The sequence below is a fragment of the Limnobacter sp. CACIAM 66H1 genome (assembly GCF_001601825.1).
Taxonomy (GTDB): Bacteria; Pseudomonadota; Gammaproteobacteria; order Burkholderiales; family Burkholderiaceae_B; genus Limnobacter.
In genome coordinates this window covers 20,942-27,251 of sequence record NZ_LUJK01000048.1, presented here as the reverse complement: position 1 = coordinate 27,251, position 6,310 = coordinate 20,942, and the positions used below count along the sequence as shown (strand labels likewise).

Genomic DNA, 6,310 nt, shown 5'->3' with positions numbered 1-6,310 from the left:
CCATGCTTGCATCAACTTGATGCGTTTGCGGAGTAGTTCACCGCGCGCATAGGCTTCTTCTGTTTTGTCTTTGATACCGTGGGCGAGTGACTTTTCAATAACCTCACGCGGGTAGCTGGTGGTGTCACCGGCCCAATCCCGGAATGACGAACGGAATCCATGCACGGTAATTGTTCGTGGGTTGTTCTCTGAATCCTTTTGGGCTGGGTCTACATAGCCGGTTTGCCCCGCCTCCACTTGTGTGGCGTGCATCCGTCGCACCATTGCAGTTAGGGCCATATCTGACAATGCGCCACCCCTTGGGGCAAAGAAAACAAACTCACTACCTTCCATGCGGGGCATAGTCTGCAATAGCTGAATGGCCTGTTCAGACAATGGAACCGTGTGCTCTTTGCCTGCTTTCATGCGATTGGCGGGGATAGTCCATTTCTTTTCAGCCAGGTTAAATTCATCCCATGTTGCCAGACGCACTTCACCAGAACGGCAAGCGGTCAGAATGACGAATTCAATAGCCTTTGCGGTAATGCCCTCATGGGTTCGCAGGTCATGCAGGAATTCAGCTACACGCGAATAGGGTAGGGCGGGTTGGTTGTTGGTGTCCCTTGATTGCTTGCCCAGCAATTCTTTCAAGTTGCCTTTCCATCGAGCGGGGTTTTCTCCGCTTCTGTGTTTCTTGGCTGTTGCATAGTCAAGTACCTTTTCAATGCGGCCACGTAGCCGGGAAGCTGTTTCCGCTTTGGTGTGCCAGATGGGGGCAAGTACACGCAGAACCATTTGCTCATCAATCTCATCCACTGGCTTGTTACCAATGATTGGAAAGGCGTAGGTTTCCAAGGTGCTTTCCCATTGGGCCCGGTGCTTTGCATTCTTCCAGCTTGCTTCATGGGTCTGGATACACTCCCGCGCGCAAATGGCAAACGTCGCGGCCTTTCTTGCAGTAACCAACAGGCGTTGGTGTTCAGCGTTCTGTTTTTCTATAAGGGGGTCTAGGCCGTTGCTGACTTGAATGCGGGCGTCAAGTGCCTTTGTCCTGGCCATAGCAAGGGAAACGGTATTGATTGAACCTAGACCCATTTCACGGGCTTTCAATGTCACTGGGGACTTGAACCGGAATACCCATGATTTGGTGCCCTGGTTGCTCACCTGCAAAAACAATCCCCCGCCGTCGCTGTAATAGCCCGGCTCTGCTGCACCAGTTAATTCCTTGCTTTTAGCATTGAGAATATTGATTTTTGAACGTGGCATTTTGGTTCCGAAGTCTTACCCATGTTTCTACCCATGTAAAGGTAGCAGATATTCGTAATCTTGTGTGGAACAATTCGGAACTCAAATGCCTGATAACAAGCTATGGCGGTGGTTTTGAAGGAAGATACCGGAATGTAAAAGAATTGTGAAAAGCGGACACAGCTTCCGCCAAAAACATCAAAACCCGCCCTTGTGGCGGGTTTTTTGTTTTTGCGAGCTTTGAGTAGATTCGAACGAACGGATCGTGAAAATAATAGTTCGGTGGAGTTCCCAAACGGGAACGAACGGATCGTGAAAACAAAAAACCGCCCAGAGGGCGGTTTTCTGCGTCAAGTGACGTAATGTCTGGCTTGCAGTTATCTGTAAAGCACTTCTGGCAGCCACATGCCGATCTGTGGGAACACATACAGAATGAACATGGCAAAGATCTGGATAAACATGAAAGGAATCATGCCCAAGAAGATCTGGTTCAAAGTTACCCCGGGTGGCGATACACCTTTCAGGTAGAACGCGGCCATGGCCACGGGTGGCGACAGGAACGCCGTTTGCAGGTTCAACGCGACCAGCAAACCAAAGAACAGCGGATCAATGTCAAAGTAGGGCAGCAGTGGAATAAAGATTGGCATGAAAATCACGATGATCTCAGTCCATTCCAGAGGCCAACCCAGCAAGAAAATAATCACTTGAGACAGCAACAGGAATTGAATTGGGGTTAATCCCAAAGACAACACCCACTGCTCAACCAGTTCCTGGCCACCCAACAATGCAAATGCTGCTGAGAAAATGGAGGACCCGACGAACAACCAGCACACCATCGCGGTTGTTTTGGAGGTCAGAAACACTGATTCACGCAACACTGGGAAATTGAGTTGGCGATATCCGGCAGCCAAGAGCAGGCCGCCAAAGGCACCGACCGCCGCCGCTTCTGAAGGTGTGGCCAAACCGAACACGATACTGCCCAACACAGCCAGAATCAGGATGGCCAGTGGGAAGAATGAAGTCAACAACATCTTGAACACTTCGAGGCGCTCAAAACTGAGGCGAGCATAGTAGTACAGCAACACACCCACAACCACCAACAATGAAATCCAGAAGTTTGTCGGAGCTGGTGTTGACTCTGCTTCAGCCGCTGCTGCTGGTTCTTCAGCCGCAGGTTCTTCCACGGCTGGCGCGGCTTCTGTGGTTTCTGCACCAGCAGGTTCGTCAAAGCCGAAATCGTATTTGCTGTTGCTTGAGCCTTGGTATTCAGACCCAAACGTCACCAAGCCTGAAGTATCAAACGCAGCCTCTTTGGGCGCTGTCAACGAGGAGTACACCAGACCCAGAATGAACGCTGCGAAAATCGCCGGCAACATGGCAATGAAGAACTGGTTAGCGACCTGAGCTGTTGTCAGATTCCCCTCGCGGCGGCCCTTCATTCCGTTGACCAATGCGGATACCGCACGGCTGCTGCCGTAGGTGCGCTTCAAGGAATCAAGCACTGGGCTCAGCGCGACCTTGCGGTCTTCTTCAGACAAGGGAGGCGCACACTTTGGATTGATCTTGGCGCGAATGATGATGTAGGCAATGTACAGGCCAGTCAGCATCAATCCAGGGAAGAATGCACCCGCGTACAATTGAACCACAGACACACCAGCGGTGGCGCCATACACAATCAGCAACACGGATGGTGGAATCAAAATACCCAAGCAACCACCGGCTGTAATTGCACCAGCAGCCATCTTGGTGTCATAACCGGCTTTCAGCATGCTGGGCATGGCGAGCAAGCCCATCAAGGTAACCACCGCACCTACAATACCAGTGGCAGTCGCAAAAATCGCGCAGGTGACCAAGGTTGCGACGCCCAATGCACCTGGTAGCCGGGCCATGGACAAATGCAACGCTTTGAACAGCTTTTCGATCAGGTTCGCCCGCTCAACAAGATAACCCATGAATACAAACAGTGGTACCGAAATAAGTACGTCATTGGTCATGACTTTGTAAGTCGATTGCACCATCAGGTCCAGCGTTTTTTGTATATTTCCGTCGTAGGCGAAGTAGGTGAAAATCACACCCATACCCATCAGGGTAAATGCAGTAGGGAAGCCAAGCATAATGGCAACCACCACCAGCGACAGCATCAGCAAGCCGAGGTGTCCATCGGTCATCTCTGATGGTACAGGCATCGCAATGACGAGTCCGAGCAGGATCAACGCCATGATGGCAAAGCCGAAATATAGTTCTTTTTTCATTTTGATTGAATCCTGTTAATTCTTGCCGAGAGTCGCTTTCAGCTTCTCAACGTCCACTTCTTCCACGTCGTCCTCTCGCTTTGGCCAGGCACCGTCTTTGATACACATTGCACAGCGGAGAACTTCAACGATGCCCTGAAACAACAAGAACAGGCCAGCCAAGGGAATAAAAGCCTTGAAGGGGTAGATTGGGGGGCCATCGGCAGTGATGGAGGACATTTCCTTGATCGCCCAGGCTTCGTCAGCGAACGTGTAGCCTGCGTAGGTCAATGCGATGATGCCGGGGAAAAAGAAAACGAAGTACAGGATCAGGTCAAGGATGGCTTGCGTTCTGGGCTCCAGAAAGCCATACAGAATATCGCCGCGAACATGACCATTGGTGGCCAATGTATAGGCACCTGCCATCATGAACAGGATGCCGTACAAAATGTAGGACATGTCAAATACCCACGGATTGGGGCTGTTCAGGGCATAACGGGTAAACACCTCGAACACAATGACGCCAGTCAACAGAACGATGGTCCAGGCAAAAATGTGCCCGACCTTGGTGGAAATTCTGTCGACCAAATGTAGGAAAGCTAACATGGGGTGAACCTCGGGTTCGGTTTTAAAAAAAAGCCAACATCCGTTGTGCAGATGTTGGCTTTCAGGACTAAAACAACTGATTACTTCTTTTTCTGAGCGTAGAAGGCTTGCGCCATCTTGAAGTCGACTGACGTGTCGGCTTGCCATTTGGCTGCGCGTGCAGCAAATGCGCGCTGTGACTCAAGCACTTTCTTGAACATGGGGTTTTCAGCAGATTTGGCTGTGGTTACCTCATCCCAAGCTTTCAATTGTGCTTTCAAGATGCTGTCGGGCGTCTTGAAGAACTTGACGCCTTGTTTACTTTGCATTTCAGCATAGTCCTTGGAGTAGCGGTCAACAGCCTTCCAGCTCATGTCTGCAGATGCTGCTTCAGCGGCGTTGGCGATAATCGCCTTGATTTCAGCAGGCAGCTTGTTGTACTTGGTCTTGTTGAACATGATTTCGAACTGTTCAGAAGACTGGTGGAAAGATTGCAACATGCAAACCTTGGACACGTCTGGGAAGCCCAGAACGCGGTCGGAGGAGGCATTGTTAAATTCGGCTGCATCCAGAAGGCCACGGTCCATCGCTGGAACGATTTCTCCGCCTGGTAGCGCGTTAACAGCTACGCCCATTTTCGTGAAGATGTCCACAGACAAACCGACTGTGCGGAACTTCAAACCTTTCAGATCTTCAGGTTTTGTCACTGGCTTTTTAAACCAGCCCAGTGGCTGAGTAGGCATTGGGCCAGACATGAAGGACACCACATCCATGTTCAGCTCTTTGTAAATTTCCTCCAGTAGTTCTTTACCACCGCCGTATTTGTGCCATGCCAAAAGCATGTTGGCGTCCATGCCAAAAGAGGGGCCTGAACCCCACAGCGCAACCGCTGGGTTCTTGCCGTACCAATAAGCAATAACGCCATGACCACCGTCCAAAGTACCTTTGTTCACTGCGTCCAACAAGTCGAAGGCTTTTACCACCGCACCAGCAGGCAACACTTCAATTTTCAGACGACCACCGGTCATGCTGTTCACTTTGTCTGCAAAGTCAACCGCGTATTCATGGAAAATGTCTTTCTGGGGCCATGTACTCTGGAAGCGCATGTTCACTGTTTGCGCAGTGGAGATCATGGGGAACGCCATGGCGCCTGCGCCTACTGCAGCCACTGATGTGCCTTTGATGAAATCGCGGCGCTTTTGGTTGTTCACTGAGTCAGTCATTTTGCCTCCTTAAATTGATTTAGCTTTCGACTGTTGTTTTTGGTTTTACTTTTCGAACCTGCATTGTGATAGCCACCCACTTCGAACTAAATAGGAGCAAACCCTTACCCATCGGTACTTTCCCTAGGGACGAAAAAAAACCGCCGCTATGGTTTGCGACGGTTTTTGGCGGGTTGAGTTTGATTTCAGGCGCTCGCGCTAACCTTATTGTCGTTGCTGGTTTTCGCCAGACGATGTTTGTGGATTGCTTCTACCTTTCTTTGCTTCTCATGCAGGAAGCTGAGCACTTCATGCCGGTAGTGGTTGTACGTGGGGTCGTCGGCCAAGGCCAAACGGTCCCGTGGTCGGGGTAGATCAATGTTCAGAATTTGACCAATGGTGGCTGAAGGGCCGTTGGTCATCATGACAATTCGATCGGACAACAACACAGCTTCGTCCACATCGTGCGTAATCATGACCACGGTGTTCTTCAACTCATTTTGAATTCGCATCACTTCATCTTGCAAGTGGGCGCGGGTGAGCGCATCCAGTGCACCGAAGGGTTCATCCAAGAGCAACACCTTGGGTTCCATGGCCAGTGCACGTGCAATACCCACACGTTGCTTCATGCCACCCGATATCTCAGAGGGCAAACGATCCAGTGCATGGCTCATGTTCACCATGTCAAGGTTGTGCAAAATCCATTCACGCTGCTCTGCTTTGCTTTTTTTGCCTTTGAATATTTTTTCAACTGCAATTTCCACGTTTTGATACACCGTCAGCCAAGGCAGCAGGGAATGGTTTTGGAACACCAAGGCGCGGTCGGGGCCCGGCGCGTTAACTTCCTTGTTGTCGACAATGACCACGCCTTCGCTGGCTGTCAGCAAACCTGCGATGATGTTCAGCACGGTGGACTTTCCGCAGCCCGAGTGACCAATCAGTGAAATGTATTCACCACGATTCACCTCCAGGTTGATGTCTTTCAATACTGGGTTCACGATGCCATTGCGCTCGAAACGCATTTGCACCTGGGAAATACTTAAAAATCGATCGCTCATGTTATTACTC

General features: G+C 50.6%; 5 protein-coding genes. All 5 read right to left on the bottom strand.

Annotation, left to right across the window (positions count from 1 at the left end):
* The coding region (locus A0129_RS12770; RefSeq protein WP_291715524.1) for an integrase arm-type DNA-binding domain-containing protein at window positions 1-1,245 on the bottom strand (1,245 nt) is incomplete at its 3' end.
* 356 nt (window positions 1,246-1,601) lie between these two features.
* Complete coding sequence (locus A0129_RS12765) at window positions 1,602-3,476, bottom strand: TRAP transporter large permease subunit (RefSeq protein ID WP_291715522.1); 1,875 nt, start codon at window positions 3,474-3,476, stop codon at window positions 1,602-1,604.
* A gap of 15 nt (window positions 3,477-3,491) precedes the next feature.
* Window positions 3,492-4,061 (bottom strand): TRAP transporter small permease subunit, encoded by a 570-nt coding sequence (locus A0129_RS12760; protein ID WP_291715520.1) that lies wholly within the window; start codon window positions 4,059-4,061, stop codon window positions 3,492-3,494.
* A gap of 80 nt (window positions 4,062-4,141) precedes the next feature.
* Window positions 4,142-5,263 (bottom strand): TRAP transporter substrate-binding protein, encoded by a 1,122-nt coding sequence (locus tag A0129_RS12755; protein WP_291715518.1) that lies wholly within the window; start codon window positions 5,261-5,263, stop codon window positions 4,142-4,144.
* Window positions 5,264-5,448: 185 nt separating this feature from the next.
* Complete coding sequence (locus tag A0129_RS12750; protein ID WP_291715517.1) at window positions 5,449-6,300, bottom strand: ABC transporter ATP-binding protein; 852 nt, start codon at window positions 6,298-6,300, stop codon at window positions 5,449-5,451.
* Window positions 6,301-6,310 lie beyond the last annotated feature (10 nt).

What these genes read in the sequence shown, in the direction of transcription:
- A0129_RS12755 (WP_291715518.1), bottom strand. Translation starts at nt 5,263, where the DNA reads ATGACTGACTCAGTGAACAACCAAAAGCGCCGCGATTTCATCAAAGGC.
- A0129_RS12750 (WP_291715517.1), bottom strand. Translation starts at nt 6,300, where the DNA reads ATGAGCGATCGATTTTTAAGTATTTCCCAGGTGCAAATGCGTTTCGAG.
- A0129_RS12760 (WP_291715520.1), bottom strand. Translation starts at nt 4,061, where the DNA reads ATGTTAGCTTTCCTACATTTGGTCGACAGAATTTCCACCAAGGTCGGG.
- A0129_RS12765 (WP_291715522.1), bottom strand. Translation starts at nt 3,476, where the DNA reads ATGAAAAAAGAACTATATTTCGGCTTTGCCATCATGGCGTTGATCCTG.